Source organism: Acetobacter orientalis (assembly GCF_000963965.1).
Lineage (GTDB): Bacteria > Pseudomonadota > Alphaproteobacteria > Acetobacterales > Acetobacteraceae > Acetobacter > Acetobacter orientalis.
In genome coordinates this window covers 36,212-58,360 of the sequence record NZ_BAMX01000035.1, presented here as the reverse complement: position 1 = coordinate 58,360, position 22,149 = coordinate 36,212, and the positions used below count along the sequence as shown (strand labels likewise).

The 22,149-nt window shown below is 52.6% G+C and carries 35 protein-coding genes; 1 reads left to right on the top strand and 34 read right to left on the bottom strand.

Annotated features, from left to right (window positions below; all coding sequences use genetic code 11):
• Complete coding sequence (locus tag Abor_RS11690) at positions 1 to 1,566, top strand: efflux transporter outer membrane subunit (protein WP_048842073.1); 1,566 nt, start codon at positions 1 to 3, stop codon at positions 1,564 to 1,566.
• 91 nt (positions 1,567 to 1,657) lie between these two features.
• Here Abor_RS11690 and Abor_RS11685 read toward each other — a convergent pair whose 3' ends face one another.
• From Abor_RS11685 to tuf, 34 genes are all read right to left on the bottom strand, one after another.
• On the bottom strand, positions 1,658 to 1,834 hold the full coding sequence (locus Abor_RS11685) for a DUF1328 domain-containing protein (protein WP_048842072.1): 177 nt from the start codon (positions 1,832 to 1,834) through the stop codon (positions 1,658 to 1,660).
• A gap of 39 nt (positions 1,835 to 1,873) precedes the next feature.
• Positions 1,874 to 2,110 carry a hypothetical protein gene (locus Abor_RS11680; protein ID WP_048842071.1) on the bottom strand — a complete coding sequence of 79 codons (237 nt, stop codon included), beginning with the start codon at positions 2,108 to 2,110 and terminating at the stop codon, positions 1,874 to 1,876.
• An 84-nt stretch (positions 2,111 to 2,194) separates the two neighbouring features.
• Positions 2,195 to 3,010, bottom strand: a complete 816-nt coding sequence (locus Abor_RS11675) for an ABC transporter ATP-binding protein (RefSeq protein WP_084594513.1) — start codon at positions 3,008 to 3,010, stop codon at positions 2,195 to 2,197.
• Entirely contained in the window at positions 2,998 to 3,780 is a 783-nt protein-coding gene (locus Abor_RS11670) for an ABC transporter permease (protein WP_048842069.1), read from the bottom strand. Before Abor_RS11670 ends, Abor_RS11675 begins: the two co-directional genes overlap by 13 nt.
• On the bottom strand, positions 3,759 to 4,802 hold the full coding sequence (locus Abor_RS11665; protein WP_048842068.1) for an ABC transporter substrate-binding protein: 1,044 nt from the start codon (positions 4,800 to 4,802) through the stop codon (positions 3,759 to 3,761). The genes Abor_RS11670 and Abor_RS11665 overlap by 22 nt, the downstream gene beginning before the upstream one ends.
• A gap of 229 nt (positions 4,803 to 5,031) precedes the next feature.
• Entirely contained in the window at positions 5,032 to 6,357 is a 1,326-nt protein-coding gene (locus tag Abor_RS11660) for an MFS transporter (RefSeq protein WP_048842067.1), read from the bottom strand.
• Between the two features lie 309 nt (positions 6,358 to 6,666).
• A complete protein-coding gene (gene rplQ, locus Abor_RS11655) occupies positions 6,667 to 7,092 on the bottom strand; it encodes a 50S ribosomal protein L17 (protein ID WP_048842066.1) in 426 nt (141 codons plus the stop codon).
• 29 nt (positions 7,093 to 7,121) lie between these two features.
• On the bottom strand, positions 7,122 to 8,141 hold the full coding sequence (locus Abor_RS11650; protein WP_048842065.1) for a DNA-directed RNA polymerase subunit alpha: 1,020 nt from the start codon (positions 8,139 to 8,141) through the stop codon (positions 7,122 to 7,124).
• A 111-nt stretch (positions 8,142 to 8,252) separates the two neighbouring features.
• Positions 8,253 to 8,645, bottom strand: a complete 393-nt coding sequence (gene rpsK, locus Abor_RS11645; protein WP_048842064.1) for a 30S ribosomal protein S11 — start codon at positions 8,643 to 8,645, stop codon at positions 8,253 to 8,255.
• Positions 8,646 to 8,711: 66 nt separating this feature from the next.
• Complete coding sequence (rpsM, locus tag Abor_RS11640) at positions 8,712 to 9,089, bottom strand: 30S ribosomal protein S13 (RefSeq protein ID WP_048842063.1); 378 nt, start codon at positions 9,087 to 9,089, stop codon at positions 8,712 to 8,714.
• Between the two features lie 139 nt (positions 9,090 to 9,228).
• Positions 9,229 to 9,879 carry an adenylate kinase gene (locus Abor_RS11635; RefSeq protein ID WP_048842062.1) on the bottom strand — a complete coding sequence of 217 codons (651 nt, stop codon included), beginning with the start codon at positions 9,877 to 9,879 and terminating at the stop codon, positions 9,229 to 9,231.
• Positions 9,876 to 11,234 (bottom strand): preprotein translocase subunit SecY, encoded by a 1,359-nt coding sequence (secY, locus tag Abor_RS11630; protein ID WP_048842061.1) that lies wholly within the window; start codon positions 11,232 to 11,234, stop codon positions 9,876 to 9,878. Before secY ends, Abor_RS11635 begins: the two co-directional genes overlap by 4 nt.
• Before the next feature lie 138 nt (positions 11,235 to 11,372).
• On the bottom strand, positions 11,373 to 11,861 hold the full coding sequence (rplO, locus tag Abor_RS11625; protein ID WP_048842060.1) for a 50S ribosomal protein L15: 489 nt from the start codon (positions 11,859 to 11,861) through the stop codon (positions 11,373 to 11,375).
• A gap of 1 nt (position 11,862) precedes the next feature.
• A complete protein-coding gene (rpmD, locus tag Abor_RS11620; RefSeq protein WP_048842059.1) occupies positions 11,863 to 12,048 on the bottom strand; it encodes a 50S ribosomal protein L30 in 186 nt (61 codons plus the stop codon).
• On the bottom strand, positions 12,041 to 12,613 hold the full coding sequence (rpsE, locus tag Abor_RS11615; protein ID WP_048842058.1) for a 30S ribosomal protein S5: 573 nt from the start codon (positions 12,611 to 12,613) through the stop codon (positions 12,041 to 12,043). The genes rpmD and rpsE overlap by 8 nt, the downstream gene beginning before the upstream one ends.
• A gap of 15 nt (positions 12,614 to 12,628) precedes the next feature.
• Entirely contained in the window at positions 12,629 to 12,991 is a 363-nt protein-coding gene (rplR, locus tag Abor_RS11610) for a 50S ribosomal protein L18 (protein ID WP_048842057.1), read from the bottom strand.
• On the bottom strand, positions 12,991 to 13,524 hold the full coding sequence (rplF, locus tag Abor_RS11605) for a 50S ribosomal protein L6 (protein WP_048842056.1): 534 nt from the start codon (positions 13,522 to 13,524) through the stop codon (positions 12,991 to 12,993). The genes rplR and rplF overlap by 1 nt, the downstream gene beginning before the upstream one ends.
• Before the next feature lie 10 nt (positions 13,525 to 13,534).
• Positions 13,535 to 13,933, bottom strand: a complete 399-nt coding sequence (gene rpsH / locus Abor_RS11600) for a 30S ribosomal protein S8 (protein WP_048842055.1) — start codon at positions 13,931 to 13,933, stop codon at positions 13,535 to 13,537.
• A gap of 9 nt (positions 13,934 to 13,942) precedes the next feature.
• Positions 13,943 to 14,248: a 30S ribosomal protein S14 gene (gene rpsN / locus Abor_RS11595; protein WP_048842054.1), complete on the bottom strand. Its 306-nt coding sequence runs from the start codon at positions 14,246 to 14,248 to the stop codon at positions 13,943 to 13,945.
• 83 nt (positions 14,249 to 14,331) lie between these two features.
• Positions 14,332 to 14,901 (bottom strand): 50S ribosomal protein L5, encoded by a 570-nt coding sequence (rplE, locus tag Abor_RS11590; RefSeq protein WP_048842053.1) that lies wholly within the window; start codon positions 14,899 to 14,901, stop codon positions 14,332 to 14,334.
• A 10-nt stretch (positions 14,902 to 14,911) separates the two neighbouring features.
• Positions 14,912 to 15,232, bottom strand: a complete 321-nt coding sequence (rplX, locus tag Abor_RS11585) for a 50S ribosomal protein L24 (protein WP_048842052.1) — start codon at positions 15,230 to 15,232, stop codon at positions 14,912 to 14,914.
• Positions 15,232 to 15,600: a 50S ribosomal protein L14 gene (gene rplN, locus Abor_RS11580; protein WP_006557767.1), complete on the bottom strand. Its 369-nt coding sequence runs from the start codon at positions 15,598 to 15,600 to the stop codon at positions 15,232 to 15,234. Before rplN ends, rplX begins: the two co-directional genes overlap by 1 nt.
• A gap of 18 nt (positions 15,601 to 15,618) precedes the next feature.
• Complete coding sequence (gene rpsQ, locus Abor_RS11575) at positions 15,619 to 15,891, bottom strand: 30S ribosomal protein S17 (RefSeq protein WP_048842051.1); 273 nt, start codon at positions 15,889 to 15,891, stop codon at positions 15,619 to 15,621.
• A 13-nt stretch (positions 15,892 to 15,904) separates the two neighbouring features.
• Positions 15,905 to 16,141: a 50S ribosomal protein L29 gene (gene rpmC, locus Abor_RS11570; RefSeq protein ID WP_048842050.1), complete on the bottom strand. Its 237-nt coding sequence runs from the start codon at positions 16,139 to 16,141 to the stop codon at positions 15,905 to 15,907.
• A 1-nt stretch (position 16,142) separates the two neighbouring features.
• Positions 16,143 to 16,559 (bottom strand): 50S ribosomal protein L16, encoded by a 417-nt coding sequence (rplP, locus tag Abor_RS11565; protein WP_048838102.1) that lies wholly within the window; start codon positions 16,557 to 16,559, stop codon positions 16,143 to 16,145.
• Between the two features lie 18 nt (positions 16,560 to 16,577).
• Positions 16,578 to 17,255 (bottom strand): 30S ribosomal protein S3, encoded by a 678-nt coding sequence (gene rpsC, locus Abor_RS11560; RefSeq protein ID WP_048842049.1) that lies wholly within the window; start codon positions 17,253 to 17,255, stop codon positions 16,578 to 16,580.
• A gap of 3 nt (positions 17,256 to 17,258) precedes the next feature.
• Positions 17,259 to 17,669, bottom strand: a complete 411-nt coding sequence (rplV, locus tag Abor_RS11555; RefSeq protein WP_048842048.1) for a 50S ribosomal protein L22 — start codon at positions 17,667 to 17,669, stop codon at positions 17,259 to 17,261.
• A 2-nt stretch (positions 17,670 to 17,671) separates the two neighbouring features.
• The gene (gene rpsS, locus Abor_RS11550) at positions 17,672 to 17,950 is read right to left on the bottom strand and encodes a 30S ribosomal protein S19 (protein WP_006557760.1); all 279 of its coding nucleotides are present in this window, start codon (positions 17,948 to 17,950) and stop codon (positions 17,672 to 17,674) included.
• A 13-nt stretch (positions 17,951 to 17,963) separates the two neighbouring features.
• A complete protein-coding gene (rplB, locus tag Abor_RS11545; RefSeq protein ID WP_048842047.1) occupies positions 17,964 to 18,794 on the bottom strand; it encodes a 50S ribosomal protein L2 in 831 nt (276 codons plus the stop codon).
• 16 nt (positions 18,795 to 18,810) lie between these two features.
• On the bottom strand, positions 18,811 to 19,146 hold the full coding sequence (locus Abor_RS11540) for a 50S ribosomal protein L23 (protein WP_048842046.1): 336 nt from the start codon (positions 19,144 to 19,146) through the stop codon (positions 18,811 to 18,813).
• Complete coding sequence (rplD, locus tag Abor_RS11535; protein WP_048842045.1) at positions 19,143 to 19,757, bottom strand: 50S ribosomal protein L4; 615 nt, start codon at positions 19,755 to 19,757, stop codon at positions 19,143 to 19,145. The genes Abor_RS11540 and rplD overlap by 4 nt, the downstream gene beginning before the upstream one ends.
• A gap of 4 nt (positions 19,758 to 19,761) precedes the next feature.
• Positions 19,762 to 20,445 (bottom strand): 50S ribosomal protein L3, encoded by a 684-nt coding sequence (gene rplC, locus Abor_RS11530; RefSeq protein ID WP_048842044.1) that lies wholly within the window; start codon positions 20,443 to 20,445, stop codon positions 19,762 to 19,764.
• Between the two features lie 10 nt (positions 20,446 to 20,455).
• Positions 20,456 to 20,764 (bottom strand): 30S ribosomal protein S10, encoded by a 309-nt coding sequence (gene rpsJ, locus Abor_RS11525; protein ID WP_007282720.1) that lies wholly within the window; start codon positions 20,762 to 20,764, stop codon positions 20,456 to 20,458.
• A 108-nt stretch (positions 20,765 to 20,872) separates the two neighbouring features.
• Positions 20,873 to 22,063 (bottom strand): elongation factor Tu, encoded by a 1,191-nt coding sequence (gene tuf / locus Abor_RS11520; RefSeq protein WP_048842043.1) that lies wholly within the window; start codon positions 22,061 to 22,063, stop codon positions 20,873 to 20,875.
• Positions 22,064 to 22,149 lie beyond the last annotated feature (86 nt).

The following is a 22,149-nucleotide window of genomic DNA, read 5'->3' as shown; positions in this document are numbered from 1 at the left end:
ATGAAGCATTTCCTCACCCGTCCGCTGTCACGCCGCCTTGGTATCCTGCTGGCTCCGCTGGTTTTTGCGGGGTGCATGGTTGGCCCGTCTTATAAGCGGCCAAGCCCTATTGTTTCTGCCAAATTTAAAGAGCTCCGCCCAGCACCGGGCTGGAACTACGCCAACCCCAGCCTAGCCGAGCTACCAAAGGGGGCATGGTGGACACTCTACAACGACCCCACCCTAAACACGCTTGAAGCCCAAGTAGAGCTAAACAACCAAAACGTAAAAGAATACGAAGCCCGCTACCGTGCGGCCCGTGCCACCATTAACTCTGTGCGGGCACAGCTTTACCCCACATTAAGCGGCTCACTCTCTTTTAACCGGCAAAGCTCTGGCCGCGGCTCGCGCTCTAGCGGCACCATTGTTAATTACGGCTCCAACACCTCATCAGGCGTTGCTTCTAACTCTACAGAAAATACCTACGGCATGGGGCCAACCGCCTCGTGGGACCTAGACTTGTGGGGCAAAATCCGCCGCCAAATTCAGGCTCAGGTTACAGAAACACAAGCAACGGCAGCAGACCTTGCCAATGCCAAACTGTCTTACCAAGCCCAATTGGCCACCGCCTATTTTAACATGCGCTACCAAGACAGCCTGTATGACCTGCTGCAACGCAACGTAAAATTTTACGAACGCTCTTACGAAATTACGCATAACCAATACGAGGCAGGCACAGCAGACCCCACAGCTCTGCTACAGGCCAAAACCCAGCTTGAGCAAACCCGTGCCCAAGCCACAGCCACACAGGCCAGCCGCGCACAATATGAGCACGCTATTGCCGTGCTTATTGGTAAACCCCCGGCAGAGGTTTCTATTGCGCCGGGTAGCCTTACCAACACCATTCCGGCCATTCCAGTCTCTGTACCGGCACAATTGCTCGAACGCCGCCCAGACGTAGCCGCAGCCGAACGCCGCATGGAAGAATATAACGCCCAAATTGGCGCTGCCATTGCGGCTTTCTACCCAGACGTCAAACTAACTGCCTCGTACTCTTACAGCGGTGACCCTGTAGGCACCTTGGTACAGGTGGCAAACCGTATCTGGTCTCTTGGCGCGTCTGCCACAGAAACCCTGTTTTCTGGCGGTAGCCGTACCGCCGCCGTGCATGAGGCCGATGCAAATTACGATAACTACGTTGCCACCTACCGCCAAACAGTGCTTACCGCCCTACAAGGGGTAGAAGACCAACTCTCAAACTTACGTATTCTTGCCCAACAGGCAGACCAGCAGCGCGTAGCGCTAGAGGCGGCTAACCGTGCGGTAACTGTCGCCTTCAACCAATATATGGCTGGTACGCAAATTTACACCACGGTTATTACGTCTCAGGTTACGGCACTCTCTAACGCGCAAACAGCGCTCCAAATTCAGCAAAACCGTATTTTGGACTCTGTCACCCTTATTCAAAACCTAGGTGGTGGCTGGAATGTCTCTGCCTTGCCGTCCAAAGGCTCTATGCAAACAGATAACCCCTTCCTGCCTAGCTTTATCCAGAAAGATAAAAACTTTCTGCCCAGTAACCGCTAAACCCAACAGACGGTTTTCCATCAAAAAAGCCTCTGCCCTTTTATCGGGGCAGAGGCTTTTTTGTAGGCTCTTTAAAAGCAGGCCGTCTGGCCTATTTCATAAGTGTGCGCCCTGCCAGCAAGGCAACAACTAAAAAGACAACAAACAGCACAATAGCAATAAAGAACAGAATTTTGGCCATTCCGCCCGCAGCGCTGGAAATGCCGCCAAACCCGAAAAGCCCCGCAATGATGGAGACCACCAAAAAGAACAACGCCATTTTCAGCATGAGACTTAGTCCTTAACTCAGAAGGGTTAAATGTCGGAATTAGAGCTTACGTTTAAAAACAGCACCCAGCACAACGCCCAAAATACCAGCCAAGCTCACGTAAAATAATGGCCGGTCTATAACATTGTCGCGCACAGCTTCCAGAGCGGCACACCCTTGGGGGGCACCAAAATCATCACCTGTGGTGCTGGCTTTGGTAAACAGACCTTCTACACCATCTTGCAAGCGGCCTACGCCTTCTTCCAGTGTGTATTGGCTGGTTTTTGCATCACTCATCACGCTCTCTCCTTCCACTTAAGCACGTCAACGCTCCACACCGTATAGAGATGCCAGCTAAGTGTAAATTTATGATAAAAAAAGCTAAATCTCGTTCGAATACCAATACGGAGCCCCGCCGGGGTCTGGCTCTCCCGCTATCATGGCGCGCAAACGTGCAGCATAGCTCTTGAAAGCAGATGACTCAGGGTCTTTTTCGGTTGGCGGTATGTCCAACATCCCCACAATGCCCGCAGGTTTTCCGGCCAGCACCACCACCCGCGTGGCCAATTTAAGCGCTTCTTCTATGTCGTGGGTTACAAACAGCACTGTTTTGTGGGTCTGTTGCCAAATTTTCAGCAACTCATCTTGCAAGCCGTTGCGGGTTATGGGGTCAAGTGCGCCAAAGGGTTCGTCCATCAACAACAAGTCTGGGTCAACCGTAAGAGCACGGGCCACACCCACACGCTGGCGCTGCCCGCCCGATAAGCGGCGGGGCCAACGGTCGGCGGCCTCTTCAAGCCCTACCAACTGTAGGGCTGCAAGCACGCGAGCCTGTTTTTCCTCTTTGGTGAGCTTTAGCCCTTCCAACCCAAAAGCAACGTTACGGGCCACACTCCGCCACGGCATAAGCCGCGCATCTTGAAACACCAAAGACTGCGCCCGGCGCTTCTGCCCCTCTGCCTGTAACTGGCTAGTAGGCTGCGGGCTAAAAACCTGCCCCTCTGACGGAGCGCTTAGCCCCATAAACACCCGCAATAAGGTTGATTTACCCACACCCGATGGCCCAAGGAGTGCAACAAACTCACCTTTGCTCAGGCTTAGGCTAACATGGCGTAAAATGTAATTTTGCCCACCGTCATAAGACAAGCCTACATTTTCAAGGCGTGCAACGTGTTCAGCACTGCTCATGGTTGCCACCGCAAAACATATTTTCTCACAAACCCAAACAAAAAATCGGTCAGGGCGTACAGCAGCGCCATGGTAAGCATGTAAACAACCACAACATCTGTTGCCAGCAAGCTAGAAGCCTGCATCATACGCGCCCCAATACCGGGCACACCAAACAGTTCTGCTGCCACAACAGACATCCAGCCTTGCCCAAGGCCTGTGCGTAACCCCGCCACCAAACCGGGGGCAGAGGCTGGAAGCACCACCTTAAATAGCCGCCCCCAAAAGCCGCCATGCCCAAAGGCTGCGGCCAGCTCGTAAAACTCAGGGTCAATATTTTTAACCGCTGCATAAGCCGCATAAAAATTGATCCAGAACACCGATATGGCAATAACAAAGGTCGCCCCAGCGGTGTGCAACCCAAACCATAAAATGGCAAACGGTACCCATGCCAAGCCGGGCACGGGCCGCAAAAGCCGTACAATACCTTCAAGCAAGCCATCAACCACAGCCACCATACCGCATAAAAGGCCAATAGAGGCCCCCAGTACGGAGCCAATAAGCAGCCCCAAAGTATAGTGGCTTAAGCTATCGGTTATAGCTTGCAGCCAAAACCCACCCCGCACTTCATCCAGCCACGCCTGCCATAAAGACGACGGCGCTGGCACCATGCCCGCTGGTAATAGGTTAGTTCTGACCGATACTTCCCAAGACCCAAAAAATATCAGTAACCCGGCTACCGATAGCAGGAGCCGGGCCGAATGCGAAAACGATCGAATCACTGTTTGACTTGCCGCCATAAATCAAAATCAAACAAATCCTCTACCGGTTGGGCCTTACGTAGCAAGCCCTGCTCTACCTCAAAGTCCTGTAATTGTTTCACACCCGCTACAATGCGCGTGGGGTCGCTCACAAAACGAGAGGCTGAATGCTCCAAAGAGGCCTTCATAATATCTTCTGTTAAAATGCCGCTGCCCAATGCTTTGGTCACAAAAGGGGCTGCCTCATCTGAGTGGGTTGAAAGCAGTGTCGTGGCACGTAAAAACAGGCTGGCTAAGGTTTTCGCCCATGCCTGGTGCTCAGGTGCTTCTGGCTTAACAATAGCCAGCACAGAGCCGGGCTGGTCGGGTAACAGATCATGCCCTGTTGCCAATGTTCTGGCTTGTGGCATACGCGCCCGTACAACCGTTAAAGCAGGCTCACGCAGCACGGCGGCATCTACCGCACCAGCCAAAAAAGCCTGCTGTGCGGCATCAATATCCACCCCAACTAAACTCACGGTATTGGCCAAAGGTGGCGTTATGCCAATTTGCTTTAATAGCCAGTAACGCAGTAACGTGTCGGGTACAGAGCCCGTAGGCTGGGCCGCAATACGCGCTGGGTGCGCATTGGCCGCCTTAAACTGCTCAAACAGTTGCTTGGCAGCCGTTGGGGCCAAGCCGCCGTCTTGCTTTTCTGGCAGCCCCTCAGCCAGTTTACCACGCGCAATAACTTCTAATTCTTCAACAGATGCCGCCGTAACGACTTTTACGTCTGCCCCGTGTGCCCGCGCTTGTAGCAATGGCAACACACCTGCCACGTAGGCATCAATGCGGCCAGAGACCAAAGCCTGTATAGCCTGCGGGCCAGAAGTAAACCTTACCAATTGTAGGTCTAGTCCAGCCTCACGCGCCCAGCCCTCACCCTCAATAACAAACAGGGCAGAAGAGCCTAAAACCGGAATATACCCAACTTTAATAGGCGCTGCGGCTTCTGCCTGAGAAGTTATGGCCGTTAAAGCAACAGCCCCTAAAAGCGCCAGCTTGGTTAAAAAACGCCTCATTGTCTCACCCGCCTGCAATTGTGTTTTTGAATACGCTTTAGCAAGAGTGATACAATAATTCCCAATGTCAATTGCGCACAATAAAATATACCGCCACACCGCCCGCATAAAATATACATTATCCGCTTTTATCCTTAACAAACGGCGTAATGCTGCGCATTTCATACAAAAAAAGCGCGTGGAGTTTACCCCCACGCGCTGTATTTTTTACCTTAATGGTTAAAAACGCTTACTGATTCCCCACAGCATGCATTGCGGCTTCCCGGTCTGCCTGAGAGTTCGCCTCTACTTGTCGTGTATAGGCCCGTGCTTCCGGTGAAACTTTAATAAACACTGTCATCAGAGCGGCCAGTACGTACAGTCCGCTAAAAATCCAGATAACACCTTCAACACCACGCCATGCTTCAAACCAGGTCACAATAGCGGGGCCAACCCATGTGCTCGCACCAGCGCCCAAACCCAAAATAGAAAGCGCCGCTGCTTTTTCTTTGGGGCAAACCTGCGGCATTAAACCAGACAGCGGTACAAAGGCAGCCAAAGATGCCCCGTACAGCACCCCCATAGCCGCAGCAATCGGGAAGTTATGCGGCATGGCAACCGGCACATAATAGAACAGTGGCACACAAATTGCGGCCCCCAAACCACCACCCACAGCCACAACAGCACGCGGCCCAAAGCGGTCAGACAACAAGCCAGACAACAAGTTAAAGATAATATTACTCAAGAACACGATAGACAGCAGTTGCAGCCACTGTTCCAGAGAAAAACCAACAATCTTGGTGAACACGCCCGGCATAATGACCAAAAACGCATATTCAGACGATGTATTGATTGTCCGTACCAGGCCTGCAATCAAGGTTTTGGGTTCACGCCAGATAATGCTGATAGACCCAAACATAGCCTGCTTAAACGTAACATCTGGCGCACTTAAACGCTGCGTGCCACGGGGTTCGCGCGTGCAAAGCAGGGCCACCAAGCCACCGGCCATAACCAGCCCCAGAGACGACCAAAACGTACCCATCTCCCCAATGCGCGGAATAGCAAAGCTCGCAAACAAAGACCCAAGTGTTGGCAAACCACCAGAAAATGCAAACCAAAACCAGCCAGCGGCAGAACCAAGCTGGCGTGCAGGTGTCGCAGCAGCAATCCAGACCAGAAAACCATAAGCAAACAGCGGGTAACCCAAGCCACGGGCCGTATAAGCCAACATCATCATGCTGTAATTGTTAGGCTGGAGCCCAAGCACGAGAAACAAGACCTCAAACACACCCCAAATCCAAAGGCCAATCCACATAACCTTTTTTGGGCCCCACATGTCTGACAAAGGCCCAGACAGCCAAGAAGAAATAGAGACAGCAACCCCGTAAATGGTAAACAGCAACGCAACATGCGTAGAAGACTGCCCCTGGCTTTCAAGATAAGGGGCCAAATACCCGGCTTCTACCCCATCCCCGATCATGAACAGAAGCAACCCCACAAAGCCCCAAAGCAATGGGCGCGGAATTCCTATTCGATCAATGAATGATTGCGTTTCCTGTTGGGTTTCTGTCTGCATCTACATGCTCTCCTACATGCGATAACGGCTTGCCCCCCGTGCCTCATTGCAACGGGTTCTTGCGCATTATCAATACGAACCATGGCGGGAGTGCTCACCGGGTTCGTCAAAAAAAGATTTTTCAATGGGCTCCACACACTCAGTGCAGATTCAACAGATCCAGACGATCTCACCCAAACAACACGGAACGGAGCAAACTCAACATTCTGTGCCGCATTATATCTGCCTACCAAAGGGGCAAGCAGCGCCTTGTTTTATAACAGGGCAAAGGGAGCCGAAACGCTCGGCCCCCTGTAACATAACAGCGTATTAGGCTGCCAGGTCGTGTTCGCCTGCAACTTCAGGGCGTGGGCCGCTATCTTGGCCTTTTGCGCTTACATCGCGGTCAACGAGTTCAATCACGGCCATGTCAGCAGCATCACCATAACGCATGCCAGCACGCATAACGCGGGAATACCCACCTGTGCGGCCTTTGTAGCGTTCAGCAATAGCGGTGAACAGTTTCTTCACGATCACATCGTCACGCAGCATAGCATGTGCCTGACGGCGTGCATGAAGGTCTCCACGCTTGCCAAGGGTGATCAGCTTTTCAACAACCGGGCGCAGTTCTTTTGCTTTAGGCAGCGTGGTTGTGATCTGCTCGTGTTTGATCAGAGCAACTGCCATGTTGCGGAACATGGCAGCACGGTGAGAAGAAGTAACGCCGAGCTTACGGCCGGCAATACGGTGACGCATAGTTCAGTTCCTAGTCGTAAGAAGTGGGCTCAGAACGGCTCATCAAGCCGTTTTGCCAGATCTTCAATATTTTCCGGCGGCCAAGCCGGCACATTCATACCAAGGGAAAGACCCATAGAGGTCAGAACTTCCTTGATCTCGTTCAGAGACTTACGACCAAAGTTCGGAGTCCGCAGCATTTCCTGCTCGCTCTTCTGGACGAGGTCCCCGATATAGATGATGTTGTCGTTCTTCAGGCAGTTAGCGCTACGAACAGACAGTTCAAGCTCATCAACCTTACGCAGCAGGTTGCGGTTGAACGGCAGATCATCCTGAGGCTCTTCAGCCTGTACCGGACGTGGTTCATCAAAGTTGATGAACAACTGCAACTGATCCTGCAGGATCCGTGCAGCCAATGCAACAGCATCTTCCGGCGTAATGGCGCCATTGGTTTCAACGGTCAGCAGCAGCTTGTCATAGTCGGTCACCTGCCCAACACGGGTAGGCTCAACTTTATAAGACACGCGCTTAACCGGAGAATAAATGGCATCAACCGGGATAAGGCCGATAGGAGCATCTTCCGGGCGGTTTGCAGCAGCAGGCACGTAGCCTTTGCCCATACCAACCACGAACTCCATACCCAATTTCACACCATCATCCAGCGTGCAGATAACCAGATCAGGGTTCATGATTTCAATATCATGACCCGTCTGGATCTGCCCTGCACGGACTTCACCGGGGCCGGTAGCCGTCAGCACCATGCGCTTCGGGCCTTCGCCGTGCATGCTCAGAGCCAACTGTTTGATGTTCAGGACAATATCCGTCACATCTTCACGCACACCAGCTACGGAAGAAAACTCGTGCAGAACGCCATCAATCTGCACTGCAGTAACAGCCGCACCCTGAAGGGAAGACAGCAGCACACGGCGCAGGGCGTTGCCCAGAGTCATCCCGAAACCACGTTCAAGCGGCTCCGCAACAACTGTTGCAATACGTGTCGGCTCCACTCCGGATTCGACTTCAAGCTTTTCAGGCTTGATCAGAGATTGCCAGTTTTTCTGAAGGACCAAGGTACCGGCCTTTCAATACGAAAAACCACTGCTGAAGCAGCGATTTCTCTGAGCTTTAACAAACAAACCGAAAAACGGTGGCTACAACACTGTAGCCACACATTTCAATCCTTAAACGCGACGGCGCTTACGCGGACGGCAGCCGTTGTGCGGAACTGGCGTCATGTCACGGATAGAGGTAATTGCAAAGCCAACAGCCTGCAGCGCACGCAGAGCGCTTTCACGGCCTGACCCAGGGCCAGAAACTTCAATTTCCAGCGTTTCCATACCGTGTTCACGAGCTTTACGGCCTGCATCTTCCGCTGCAACCTGCGCGGCATACGGCGTAGATTTACGTGAGCCTTTGAAGCCCTGTGCACCAGCTGAAGACCAGGAAATTGCATTTCCCTGTGCGTCAGAAATGGTGATCATGGTGTTATTAAACGTGGACAGAACGTGTGCCACGCCAGAAATAATGTTCTTGCGCTCTTTTTTACGAATACGCGGTGCTGCGGCTTTCGCCATAATTTTCTACCTCAGTCTCTACCCAGATGCCCGCAAAAGCCGTCCGGAGTTTTTCAACAAAGCGAATTAACGCGCTGCTTTTTTCTTACCAGCAATCGCCACAGCTTTACCCTTACGGGTACGAGCATTGGTGTGTGTACGCTGACCACGAACAGGCAGCCCACGACGGTGGCGCAGGCCACGGTAGCAACCCAGATCCATCAGGCGTTTGATGTTCATAGCAACTTCACGACGCAGATCGCCTTCAACGCGATACTGGGTATCAATCAGCTCACGCAGCTTCATGATTTCGTCGTCGCTCAGTTCATTAACGCGCTTCGCGTCAGGAATACCTGCTGCGGTGCAGATCTGTTCTGCTTTAGTTGCGCCAATCCCGTAAATATACTGAAGCCCAATAACAACGCGTTTGTTGGTCGGGACATTCACGCCGGCAATACGTGCCACGCCTTACACTCCTGTAGATGCCTGCCTCAGCGGCAGAATCTCATAGCTTTCATCACGAAAGCAGATTTCACTCAGTGGCCGCGAAATATACCGGCCACTCACACAAGTCAACGAAAACGGATCACTTTTTCGTGATCACTCACGACTTAGCTAACACTGCTTCAATTTGCGCCGTCACTTCTGACGCGGGCAGCATGCCGTTAATGGCATGTAAACGCCCGGTTTTTTCATAGAACGGTAGAATTGGTGCAGTCAGTTTCCGGTATTCTTTCAAGCGTTCCACAACTGTTTCACGCTTGTCGTCTGCACGGCGCTTAAACTCATGGCTGCCACACGCATCACAAACGCCAGCCACTTTGGGCGGGTTTGAAACCTCGTTGTAGGTTGTTCCACACTTTGCGCAGGTGAAACGGCCAGAGATTCTGTCCGCAAGAATGTCTTCATCCACGTCCAGAAACAGAACAATATCAATCTGCTGGTGGCTTGCTTTAAGCATACCATCCAGAGCTTCAGCCTGCCCCGTTGTCCGTGGAAAACCATCCAGAATAAAACCTTTTGCACAATCAGGTTGCGCAATTCTGGACTGCAACATCGCAATAATCAGCTCATCTGGTACCAGACGGCCAGTATCCATCAGGCTTTTAGCCTGTTTCCCGGTCTCAGAACCACGAGCAACCTCGGCGCGCAGCATATCCCCGGTAGAGATCTGCACCAGCCCATAGCGGTCTTCCAACAGCTTGGACTGCGTCCCTTTCCCTGCACCCGGCGGTCCAAGAAAAATAATATTCATCGCCGGATAATCCTTTGCTTTCTACCACCCCGAGAACGCTTCATAAGCCCCTGATACTGATGCGCAACCAGATGAGACTGAATTTGCGTGACGGTATCAATGGTCACAGACACAATAATGATTAAGCTCGTACCACCGAAATAGAACGGCACATTGTAACGGCTAATTAAAATTTGCGGCAGCAGGCAGACAAGAACCATATACGCCGCACCAATCGTGGTCAGACGTGTCAGAATCTTATCGAAATAAGTAGCTGTCGCTGCGCCGGGGCGAATACCCGGTATAAAGCCACCTTGCTTACGCAAATTATCTGCTGTCTCGGTCGGGTTAAACGTTACCGCAGCATAGAAGTAGGAAAAGAACACAATCATGGCTGCATAAAACAGCATGTAAAGTGGCTGCCCCTGCCCCAGTTCTTCCCCAAGAAAAGACAACCATCCTGGCATGGACTTACCGTTCATGAACCCAGAGATTGTCACAGGAATAAGCAGAACCGAAGAGGCAAAAATAGGCGGAATAACGCCAGCCGTATTCACCTTAAGCGGCATATGCGTGGTGTCACCACCAAACATCTTCTGCCCCATCTGGCGTTTGGGGTACTGGATAACAACTCTGCGCTGAGCCTGCTCCATAAACACAATAAACGTAATGGTAATGGCGGCTAACACCAAAAACAGCAAAACGAATATTGGAGAAAGAGCGCCGGTATATCCTAACTGAAACAGACTTGCCAAAGCATGCGGCAAGTTGGCCACAATACCCGCAAAAATGATCAGTGAAATTCCGTTCCCCACCCCACGAGAGGTAATCTGCTCACCAAGCCACATAAGAAACATGGTGCCGCCCACGAGAGTAATCACGCAGGAAACAAGAAAGAAGACACCGGGGTTCACAACCGCAGCACCAGCAGAGCTTCTCATGCTTTCCAGCCCTACAGCAATGCCATAAGCCTGAAAGAGAGCAATAAACACGGTCAGATAGCGCGTATACTCATTGAGCTTTTTACGCCCCTGCTCACCTTCCTTCTTGAGCGCTTCAAGCGAAGGAATAGCAGTAGACATCAACTGCACAATAATAGACGCAGAGATATACGGCATAATGTTGAGGGCAAAAACTGTCATACGCCCCAAAGCACCACCCGTGAACATGTTAAACATGCCCAAGATGCCACCCTGATGCTGTGCCAGCAGTTGGCCCATTACGGTCGCATCAACACCCGGTACCGGAATATACGTACCCAGACGGTAAATGATGAGCGCGCCAAGCGTAAACCAAATCCGCTTCTTGAGTTCTGTTGCCTTAGCAAACGAACCCACATTGAAGTTGGCAGCCAGCTGTTCGGCCGCGGAAGCCATGCATCCGTCCTTTCACACAAACAGCGCCACCACAATCAATGCGGGACGCTGGCATGATAGTCTAAAAGTTAGACCAGAAAACCTCTGGAAAAACAGACTGGAAGGAGAAAGAGCTTCCCCTTTCTCCTTCCCATCGCATTAGGATGCGCTGGCTTCTGCTGCCTTAGGAGCAAGAACCTTAACAGAGCCACCAGCTTTTTCTACTGCTGCAACAGCAGAAGCAGAAGCGCCAGAAACTTCAAAGGTCACTGCACGAGACAGTTCGCCTTCGCCCAGAATACGCACACCAGCGTACTTGCCTGTACCAACAAGCCCTGCAATTTTCAGCACAGCTTCAGTTACAGTCACGCCTGCGTCAATCTTACCTTCAGCAAAAGCTTTTTCAACAGCACCGAGGTTAACCGGAGCATAAACCTTGCGGAAGATGTTCTTGAAGCCACGTTTTGGCAGACGACGATAAAGTGGCAGCTGACCACCCTCGAAGCCGTTCAAAGAAACGCCTTCGCGAGCTTTCTGCCCTTTAACACCTTTACCAGATGTTTTGCCTTTACCGGAGCCAATGCCACGGCCAAGACGTTTTTTACGATACCGAGAACCCTCGTTATCGCGCAGCTCATTCAGATTCATATCAATCCTCCACCTTCACAAGGTGGGCGACTTTACGGACCATGCCACGGGTTGAAGGGGTGTCTTCAAGCACGCGTTCACGACCGATCTTGTTCAGACCCAGACCGACCAGTGTTTCCTGCTGACCAGGCTTGCGACCGTTACCGGACGCAATCTGGATCACTTTAAAGGTTTTGGCCTCAGACATCAGCGGCCTCCCCTGCTGCTTGGTCGCGCTTACCGAAGATTTCAGCAACCTTCTTACCACGACGGTTTGCAACTGAGCGCGGGCTAGCACAACGGGTCAGAGCGTCAAAAGTCGCTTTCACCATGTTGTGCGGGTTACGTGTCCCAAGGGACTTCGCAACCACATCGTTAATGCCCAGGCTTTCAAACACTGCACGCATTGGGCCACCAGCAATAATACCGGTACCGGCTTCGGCAGAGCGCAGCACAACTTTACCAGCACCGAAGTGACCAGCAACGTCATGATGCAGGGTGCGGCCTTCCTTCATCGGCACACGGATCATGCCACGTTTAGCACGTTCCGTAGCCTTACGAATAGCTTCAGGCACTTCACGCGCCTTACCTGCACCGTAGCCAACGCGACCTTTCTGGTCACCCACAACAACCAGAGCAGCAAAGGCGAAACGACGGCCGCCTTTTACAACTTTGGCAACGCGGTTGATGGTAACCAGTTTATCAACCAGTTCATCACCTTCGCGTTCGCGATCACGGCCGCCTCGACCGCCTTCTCTTGGTTCACGAGCCATTACGTGATCCTTTCCTCAGAAGGAGAGACCGCCCTCGCGGGCAGCCTCCGCCAGGGCCTTCACGCGGCCATGATACAGATATTCCCCACGGTCAAAAACAACCTGAGAGACACCAGCGGCAACAGCACGCTGGGCAACCAGCTTACCAACAGCGTTTGCACTGTCTTTTGTTGCGCCTGTCTTCAGGCCTTCACGCAGTTCTTTATCCAAGCTGGACGCAGAAGCCAGTGTACGGCCCTGTACGTCGTCGATGACCTGTGCATAAATATTTTTGCCAGACCGGAAGACCGACAGACGCGGACGACCACCAGCCTTGCGACGGAGCTGAAAACGGAGGCGAGCACGCCGCCGATTCCGCAGTTCCTGCTGAGTGCTCATTATTTCTTCTTGCCTTCCTTGCGACGAATGGTTTCCGTTTCGTAACGCACACCCTTACCTTTGTAAGGCTCAGGCTTGCGGTAGCTACGAATATCAAGAGCAACCTGACCAACGCGCTGCTTATCGATGCCTTCAACAACGATGGCAGTCGGGCGCGGTGTAGAAATCTTGATACCCTGCGGAATCGGGTAAACCACGTCGTGAGAGAACCCAAGGTTCATCACAAGGTTGGAACCCTGAACAGCAGCACGATAACCAGTACCGTTGATTTCCAGAGTTTTGGAGAACCCTTCAGAAACACCTTTAATTGCAGTTGCAATCAAAGCGCGGGTTGTACCCCACATCATACGAGCCTGCGCTGCGGTGCCCACTGGGCGCACAGCAACCTTGCCTTCGGCAATTTCAGCTTCAATGTGAGAAGACAGCGGAAGAGAAAGCTCACCCAGCTTGCCCTTTGCCTTGAAAACACCATCCGCAATAGAGACGGTCACCCCACCAGGAACTTCGACGGGATATTTGCCTACACGTGACATGTATCCCTCCTCAGAACACGCGGCAGAGGACTTCACCGCCAACATTGGCAGCGCGAGCCTCTACGTCAGATAGAACACCACGAGGGGTGGAAAGGATAGAAACACCCAGACCAGCGCACACACGTGGCAGTTCTTTAATTTTGGAATAAACACGACGGCCCGGACGGGACACGCGGTGAATTTCCTTAATAACCGGTTCACCCTCAGAATATTTCAGCTCGATGTGCAGCTGAACAATACCCTTACGAACTTCTTCACGCTTATAGCCACGGATGTAGCCTTCACGCTGAAGCGCATCAAGCACGCTAGAACGCAGGTTAGACGCCGGAGACACACAAGCAGCATGACGTGCGCGCTGTGCGTTACGGATGCGGGTGAGCATATCACCCAACGGATCAGAAAGTGACATTATGCGCCCTTACCAGCTTGCTTTGACCAGGCCCGGGATCTGCCCGCTAGAAGCCAGATCACGCAGGGCAATACGGCACAGTTCGAACTTACGGTAGTTACCGCGTGAACGACCTGTCAGCTTGCAACGCAAACGCACGCGAACGCGTGAGCCATTGCGAGGAAGCTCAGCCAGTTTCAAAGACGCATCAAACCGATCTTCTACAGGAAGCGAGCGGTCCATAACGATGTTTTTCAACGCCGCACGCTTTTCCTTGTCACGCGCGGCCATGCTAGCACGCTTGGCATTGCGCGTAATGGCAGAAGTCTTAGCCATATAATTTTATCCTCCGGAACCCTTCGAAAACCTTCGACGGTTTTCCAAGACAACAACACCTGATGACAGGTAGACGATTTCCGTTACGCTGCAAAGGGGAGATCGAATGCTTTAAGAAGCGCTTTTGCTTCAGCATCCGTCTTTGCACTGGTCACGAACACAACGTCCATGCCGCGAATATCGTCTACTTTATCGTAGTCGATTTCGGGAAACACGATCTGTTCTTTCAGACCCAGCGCAAAGTTACCACGCCCATCGAACCCTTTGCTTGCTGGCAAACCGCGGAAGTCACGGATGCGTGGCATAGCAATCGTCACCAGACGATCAAGGAATTCGTACATCTGCGCACGACGCAGAGTAACTTTACAACCAATCGGCAGACCTTCACGAATCTTGAAGCCTGCAATTGCCTTTTTAGCCACCGTCTTAACTGGCTTCTGGCCAGCAATCAGGGTCATTTCAGCAACGGCCGCATCAAGCTTCTTCTGGTCACCAGCAGCTTCACCAACGCCCATGTTCAGGACGATTTTTTCAAGCCGTGGAACCTGCATCTCATTGGTATAGCCGAACTGCTCACGAAGCTTCGCGCGCAGTTCGTTTTCATAACGTTCCTGAAAACGAGGAACGGAACGAACGCTTTTAGACTCGGTCATCCTCGCCCCCTTAGCCTTCGATTACTTCGCCTGTTGCCTTAGCAACACGGACTTTGCGACCATCTTCCAGAACACGGAACCCAACGCGGGTCGGCTTTTTGGAAGCAGGATCAACCAGCTTCAGGTTAGACAGATGAACCGGTGCTTCGCGTGCAATAATACCGCCTTCATCACCCATACGTGTGGGCTTCTGATGACGTTTAGCAATTGCAACACCACGCACAACAGCACGACCTTCTGCAGGGCGCACTGACAGAACTTCACCTTCGGTTCCTTTAGAAGAACCGCTGATAACAACGACTGTATCGCCCTTTTTAATACGCGCAGCCATTATAGCACCTCCGGGGCCAGAGAGATGATTTTCATGAACTTGCGCGCACGCAGTTCACGAACAACCGGGCCAAAGATACGCGTACCAATCGGCTCCTGCTGTTTGTTGATCAGAACAGCAGCGTTCTTATCAAAACGGATCGCGCTACCATCTGGGCGACGAACCGGATAAGAGGTACGAACGATAACAGCTTGGTGGACGTCGCCTTTTTTCACCTTCCCACGAGGGATGGCTTCCTTGACGGAAACGACGATCACGTCGCCGACCGAGGCAGATTTCCGCTTGGAACCGCCCAGCACCTTGATGCACTGCACCTGACGCGCACCGGAGTTATCGGCCACGTCGAGGTTGGTCTCGGGATGGATCATGTCTTAGATATCCTTACCTTACGCCGACACGCCAGCAGCGGAAGCATCAACGGTTTCACCATTACGAGAAACCACAGCCCACGTCTTGCGCCGGGAAATCGGGGGGCATTCGATAATGCGAACCGTATCGCCCACCTTGCAGGTGTTTTCTTCATCATGCGCCGCATATTTTTTAGAGCGACGAATGAACTTCTTATACAGCGGATGCATGACGCGACGATCGACAAGAACCGTTACGGTCTTGTCCATCTTGTCGCTGGTCACACGTCCGGTAAGGACGCGCCTTGGCATCGTCCAACTCCCTTCAGGAAATGGCAGCAGATGTTTTTGCACCTGCTGCAGACTTCTCATTTTGCGCCACAATAGTTTTGATACGCGCAATTTCACGACGAACAACCCGAATACGGCTTTGGCCTTCGGTCTGCCCGGTTGCCTGCTGGAAACGGAGGTTGAGCTGTTCACGCTTCAGATCGAGCAGAAGCGCATTCAGTTCATCAGCCGTTTTGGCACGCAGATCAGCTGGCTTTGTTGCCTTTGCCATCTCACGCATCTCCAATTCGGGTCACAAATTTTGTCTTAATCGGCAGCTTTGCTGCACCAAGAGCCAGCGCTTCACGCGCTACTTCTGGTGGCACACCTTCGATTTCAAACAAAATGCGACCGGGCTTCACACGGGCTACCCAGTACTCGGGAGATCCCTTGCCGGATCCCATACGCACTTCTGCAGGCTTTGTCGAGACCGGAAGGTCAGGAAAAATACGAATCCATACACGACCCGCACGTTTCATAGCCCTGGTGATTGCACGACGAGACGCTTCAATCTGACGCGCCGTGATCCGTTCGGGCTGAAGAGCCTTCAAACCGAACGTGCCAAAGTTAAGCGTAGTGCCGCTTTTGGCGAGGCCGTGAATACGGCCTTTATGCGCCTTACGGAATTTAGTCCGCTTAGGAGAAAGCATTATCTTTTATCCTTCGCCTCAGCGCTGGGGAGCCTGCTCGGCCGCCCGGCGATCCTGAGCCATGGGGTCATGCGCAAGGATCTCACCTTTGAAGATCCAAACCTTCACACCGCAAGAACCATAGGTGGTATGCGCTGTAGACACGCCGTAATCAATGTCGGCGCGCAGTGTGTGAAGAGGCACACGGCCTTCACGGTACCATTCGATACGTGCGATTTCTGCACCGCCCAGACGACCGGAGCAGTTGATCCGGATGCCCTGTGCGCCAAGACGCATAGCAGATTGCACTGCACGCTTCATAGCACGACGGAAAGCAACGCGGCGTTCAAGCTGCTGAGCAATGTTGTCTGCAACCAGAGTTGCATCGATTTCCGGCTTACGGATTTCAACAATGTTCAAAGCAACTTCGGTACCAGCCATACGGGTCAGCTCTTTACGCAGAGCGTCAATGTCCTGACCCTTTTTGCCGATCACCACGCCAGGGCGTGCTGCATAAATCGTAACGCGTGGCTTTTTAGCCGGACGTTCGATAACAACACGAGATACACCAGCACCAGAAAGCTTACGACGCAGGAAAGCGCGCAGTTTCAGGTCTTCGTGCAGCAGGCGTGAATAGTCGGCATCAGCGTACCAGCGGCTATCCCACGTGCGATTGATACCGAGCCGCAGCCCGATTGGATTGACTTTATGTCCCATACCTCAGGCCGCCTTCTGCTCAGTAGTGGTTGCTTCAGGCTCTGGAGCCCGTTCTGCAACAACAATCTTAAGATGGCTGAAGAATTTTTCCACACGTGCAGAACGACCGCGACCACGAGCGTGGAAACGACGCATGACAATGGATTTACCCACTTCAGCTGTCTTAACCACCAGCTGATCAACGTCGAGCTGATGATTGTTCTCAGCATTCGCAATCGCGCTTTCGAGAGTCTTTTTGACTTCCTGCGCAATACGACGCTTAGAGAACGTAAGAGTTGCGACTGCCTGAGACGCTGGCTTGTTGCGGATAAGACCCGCAACAAGGTTCAACTTACGGGGACTAACCCGAATGTTGCGCGTAATAGCCTGCGCTTCGGTTTCCGCGAGCGTGCGCGGCAATTTAGCCTTGCTCATTATTAGCCCCGCTTCGACTTCTTGTCGGCCCCATGCCCGTGGAATGTACGGGTGGGAGAGAATTCACCGAACTTGTGCCCGACCATATTCTCTGTCACCTGCACAGGCAGGAACTTCTGACCATTATAAACACCGAACGTCAGTCCAACGAACTGCGGAAGGATCGTTGAACGACGTGACCAGATTTTGATCACTTCGTTACGACCCGACGCGCGGGACGCTTCAGCTTTGCTCAGCAGATACCCGTCGACGAACGGGCCTTTCCAGACGGAACGTGCCATCTTCTATTGCCCCTTACTTGCCGGTCTTACGACGACGGATAATCAGACTGTCCGTACGCTTATTGACCCGAGTTTTGTAACCTTTGGTGGGTTTGCCCCACGGCGTGACCGGATGACGGCCACCAGATGTCCGGCCTTCACCACCACCATGTGGATGGTCAACCGGGTTCATCACAACGCCGCGGTTATGTGGGCGACGCCCCAACCAACGGGCACGACCGGCCTTACCAAGGTGCTGGTTCATGTTGTCTGGGTTAGACACGGCACCAACAGTTGCCATGCATTCGCCACGAACAATACGAAGCTCACCAGACTGCAATTTAATCTGGGCGTAACCGGCGTCTTTACCAACCAGCTGGGCATATGTACCAGCAGAACGTGCCAGCTTACCGCCTGCACCCTGCTTCAGCTCGATGTTGTGCACGATGGTACCAACCGGAATGGATGCCAAAGGCATTGCATTGCCAGGTTTAATATCAACGCGTGTGCCAGCAATAACGTTATCGCCAACTTTCAGACGCTGCGGAGCCAGAATATATGCGAGCTCACCGTCTTCATACTTCACCAGCGCAATGAAGGCGGTACGGTTGGGGTCATATTCCAGACGCTCAACTGTGCCAAGCACATCAAATTTGCGACGTTTGAAGTCAACATAACGGTAAGACTGCTTGTGACCGCCGCCACGGAAACGAGACGTGGTGCGACCGTTATTGTTACGGCCACCAGTCTTGTTCTTACCTTCGGTCAGCTGTTTAACCGGCTTACCTTTCCAAAGGTCAGCGCGATCAATCAGAACCGTGCCACGAAGGCTCGGCGTGACGGGATTAAAGTGCTTCAGTGCCATTTGTTCCTACCCCACGTCACGCCAGTTTGGCGGTCAGGTCAATAGACTGACCTTCCGCAAGCTGGACGAACGCCTTCTTGATGTCAGAACGCTGCCCCAGACGCCCTTTAAAGCGTTTGGTCTTGCCCTTCTGGACAAGGGTGTTCACACCAACAACCTTGACGCCGAACAGTGTTTCGACTGCCACTTTGATTTCAGGCTTGGTTGCTGACATAGCAACCTTGAAAGCAACCTGATTTTTTTCAGAAAGCGCAGTTGCCTTTTCCGTAATCAGCGGTGCACGAACGATGTCGTACAGAGCTTCACGGGAAAGACGCTCGGCTTTCTTGCGCAGAGCAAGAATGTTGGTCATGCCAGGCGCTCCTTCAGACCTTCGAGACCTGCCTGGGTAATAGCCAGAACCTCGTGGTTAAGAATATCGTAAACGTTGGCGCCGATCGTAGGCAGAACGTCAATTTTGGGCAGGTTGCGCGCAGCACGCACAAAGCCTTCATCAACAGCAGCGTCAACAATGAGGGCGGATTTCAGGCCGAGGTTTTTCAGCTTGACTGCCAGTTCGCTTGTACGAGCAACACCAGAAGCAGATTGCAGAACAATCAGCTTACCGTCCTGAGCTTTCTGAGAAAGCGCAGAGATCAGGCCCATGCGACGCACTTTTTTAGGCAGATCGTAACCGTGGTCACGAACAACTGGACCATGAACTGCACCACCGGTACGGTACTGCGGTGCACGAAGAGAGCCCTGACGTGCGCTACCTGTGCCTTTCTGGCGATATGGCTTTTTGGTCGTGCCGGACACTTCGCCCATGCCTTTGACCTTATGCGTACCAGCACGGCGTTTTGCCAACTGCCAGTGAACAACACGAGCCATAATGTCTGCACGTGGTGCTACAGCAAACAACTCATCAGGGAGTGTTGCAGAACCAGCTGTGCCGTTATCAAGCGTTTTGATTTCGATTTCCATGACCTCAGCCCTCCGCCGTCACGAGAGCGGCCGGATAAGGCGCATCGACATGGCGGGCTTTTTTGATCGCGTCGCGAACCAGCACGGTGCTGTTTTTGGCGCCAGGAATGGAGCCACGCACCAGAATCAGGTTCTTTTCCGGATCGATCGCTGCAATTTCAAGATTCAGGGTGGTCACGCGCTCATCACCCAGATGGCCAGCCATCTTCTTGTTCTTAAAGGTTTTACCCGGATCCTGACGGTTACCGGTAGAACCATGAGAACGGTGAGAGATAGAAACACCGTGAGAGGCTTCCAGACCGGCAAAGTTCCAACGCTTCATAGCGCCTGCGAAACCCTTACCTTTACTGGTGCCAGTTACGTCCACTTTCTGTCCAACAACAAAGTGAGACGCAGACAGCGTAGCGCCAATCTCAAGCGTCGCATCTTCTGCAACGCGAAATTCACGTACGGTCTTTTTCGGCTCTACCTTTGTGCGGGCAAAATGGCCGCGGTTCGGTTGAGTGACATTTTTCACTTTGGCTTTACCCAAACCCAGCTGGACAGCTGTATAGCCATCACGCTCCTGAGTACGGACATCAACCACCTGCAACGCGTCAACGTGCAGGACAGTGACTGGCACATGCGTGCCATCTTCCTTGAAGAGTCGGGACATGCCCAACTTTTTTGCGATCAATCCGGTGCGCATCGTCTGGACCTTAAAGTTTGATCTCGACATCTACGCCAGCGGCGAGGTCGAGTTTCATGAGAGCGTCCACGGTCTGCGGAGTTGGCTCGACAATATCGAGCAAGCGGCGGTGAGTCCGAATTTCGAACTGTTCGCGGCTTTTCTTATCCACGTGGGGAGAGCGGTTTACAGTAAACCGTTCGATATGCGTCGGCAGCGGGATAGGACCCCGAACCCGCGCACCCGTACGCTTCGCCGTGTTTACGATCTCTTTTGTGCTGTTATCAAGCACGCGGTGATCGTACGCCTTTAGGCGAATGCGGATGTTCTGGTTGTCCATTGTTTTTTAGTCCAACACTTTAACTTGTCCGGGGAAACCCGGCCGCCAAGTAAGACCCCGGCTGAAGCATCAGCCGGGGCCATACAGTCCTTGGCCTCTTACCGAAAATTAGTCGGTGATGGAAGCCACAACGCCTGCACCAACGGTACGGCCGCCTTCGCGAATAGCGAAACGCAGACCTTCATCCATGGCGATAGGCGCAATCAGTTCAACGTCCATAGCGCAGTTATCGCCAGGCATGACCATTTCTGTGCCTTCTGGCAGATGCACAACACCCGTTACGTCAGTTGTACGGAAGTAGAACTGCGGACGATAGTTGGTGAAGAACGGTGTATGACGACCGCCTTCTTCTTTCGTCAGGATGTAAGCTTCAGCTTTGAACTTCTTGTGCGGGGTGATTGAACCCGGCTTAGCAAGAACCTGGCCACGCTCAACGTCTTCACGCTTCGTACCACGAACCAGCGCACCGATGTTGTCACCAGCTTCACCGCGATCAAGCAGCTTACGGAACATTTCAACGCCGGTAACTGTTGTTTTAACCGTGTCTTTCAGACCAACGATTTCAACTTCGTCACCTACGTTAACAACGCCACGTTCAACACGGCCTGTAACAACGGTACCACGACCGGAGATGGAGAACACGTCTTCGATCGGCATCAGGAACGGACGGTCAACCGGACGCTCTGGCTGCGGGATGTAGGAATCAACTGCATCCATCAGGTCGCGAACGCGGTTTTCACCAATTTCCGGATCACCATCTTCGAGGGTTACCAGAGCAGACCCTTTGATGATGGGAATATCGTCGCCAGGGAACTGGTAAGAAGACAGAAGTTCACGAACTTCCATTTCAACCAGCTCAAGCAGTTCTGGATCGTCAACCTGATCAACTTTGTTCAGAAACACAACCAGAGCAGGCACACCAACCTGACGGGCAAGCAGAATGTGCTCACGAGTCTGTGGCATTGGGCCGTCTGCAGCAGACACAACCAGAATAGCGCCGTCCATCTGAGCAGCACCAGTGATCATGTTTTTCACATAGTCAGCGTGTCCGGGGCAGTCCACGTGAGCATAGTGACGGTTTGCGGTTTCATATTCCACGTGAGCCGTAGAAATGGTGATACCACGAGCGCGTTCTTCAGGAGCAGCATCGATCTGGTCGTATGCTTTGAATTCTGCGCCACCAGCTTTCGCCAGCGTTTTGGTGATAGCAGCCGTCAGAGACGTTTTGCCATGGTCAACGTGACCAATGGTGCCAATATTACAGTGCGGTTTATTCCGCTCAAACTTAGCCTTAGCCATTTTTCCACTCCATACCCCCCACCGAATGTGAGAAGCAGTTTCCAAATAAGTCCGCCATCACCCCAAATGGAGCAAGTGACACACCC